The organism is Vibrio sp. 10N.222.54.E6, from assembly GCF_041473955.1.
Taxonomy (GTDB): domain Bacteria; phylum Pseudomonadota; class Gammaproteobacteria; order Enterobacterales; family Vibrionaceae; genus Vibrio; species Vibrio tasmaniensis_A.
In genome coordinates this window covers 1-1089 of record NZ_JBFRTD010000056.1, presented here as the reverse complement: position 1 = coordinate 1089, position 1089 = coordinate 1, and the positions used below count along the sequence as shown (strand labels likewise).

General features: G+C 46.2%; 2 protein-coding genes. Both read left to right on the top strand.

Annotated elements, in window-relative coordinates; genetic code table 11:
• A partial coding sequence (locus AB4513_RS24085; protein WP_133151977.1) for a hypothetical protein occupies positions 1-279 on the top strand: 279 nt, incomplete at its 5' end.
• A gap of 83 nt (positions 280-362) precedes the next feature.
• Positions 363-893 carry a hypothetical protein gene (locus AB4513_RS24080; RefSeq protein WP_102258301.1) on the top strand — a complete coding sequence of 177 codons (531 nt, stop codon included), beginning with the start codon at positions 363-365 and terminating at the stop codon, positions 891-893.
• The last annotated feature ends 196 nt before the right edge of the window (positions 894-1089 follow it).

The window sequence follows — 1089 nt, the reverse complement described above, 5'->3', positions numbered from 1 at the left end:
AGTACCGTCGATACCGTGGCTGCTGCCCGCACGGCTATGCTGCACAACAATGAAACGGGCGGACTCTTTAATCAAGCGCGCTTTGATGGGGTAACCGATGAGGTAAAACTTCAGCAAGAGGAGGCGCAGAAACCCATCCTCAAACCTGAGCCGATGATTGAAATGACCGTCAATTCGCAGGTAGAAAAGGAGATCACTAGACCCGAAAGGACGGAATACGTCACCTCCGACCAAGCCTATCCTGCGGTGCCAAGATACACACAAAATTCGAAAGAATAATACTTAACTAGGTGCATAAAAAAGAACTTTATGCACCGCCTAAATACTGGTATTATGATCAGGTATCTAAAGGGAGAATGACCATGAAAACAGTCTTACCATTACTGCTGCTTACCTGTGCGAGCGTGCAAGCTCAACCCCACTCTCCTGAGCTCACTCAACTGCTGAGTGAGATACACGAGCAGTACGAAAACCCCAAATTATCTAGCGCCCCTAGAGCAATGGCAGACATCACCAAACTGCCCTACTTCTTGCAGCACATTGACGAGACGGACACCGTGGAGTCCATACGCTTAAACGCTTACTTGCAAGGTTTGCATACTGCGTATTTTGACAATGCCTATAATCAAAAACAGCTAGGCGGAGGAAGCTGGTTCTGTATGCGCGATACAATGGCACTCGATCCAAGGCGCCACCCTGAGTTCCTTGAAGATATGATCTGGATGGTACTTGAGAAAACCGCCAAAAACGATCCGCAGAAGTTCAGACGAGCAAACTATGCAGGGTCCTTCGGCGTTGATATTTCAATGATTATTAACTACGGCTTACAAACCGAATACCCTTGCTACAGCCCTATCCCTAAATCGTTACAATTTAACGGCTGGAAATATTAATCTCGGCACAGGATATCCATCGAGAGTGAATGTAATTTCAGGTATAAGGCCAGTACGAGAGAGTAGGAACGGGTTAAATGTCTTTATTCTAAACTAGGTATTCATTGGCCGCTGCTTGGGCACAAAAACGTTCCTTTAACCCTATGCAGCCCAATAAAGTATCCTCTTAAAATGGTAGCGATCGTATTGGTACGCT

Coding starts and splice junctions, on each gene's coding strand:
- AB4513_RS24080 (WP_102258301.1), top strand. CDS start 363: ATGAAAACAGTCTTACCATTACTGCTGCTTACCTGTGCGAGCGTGCAA.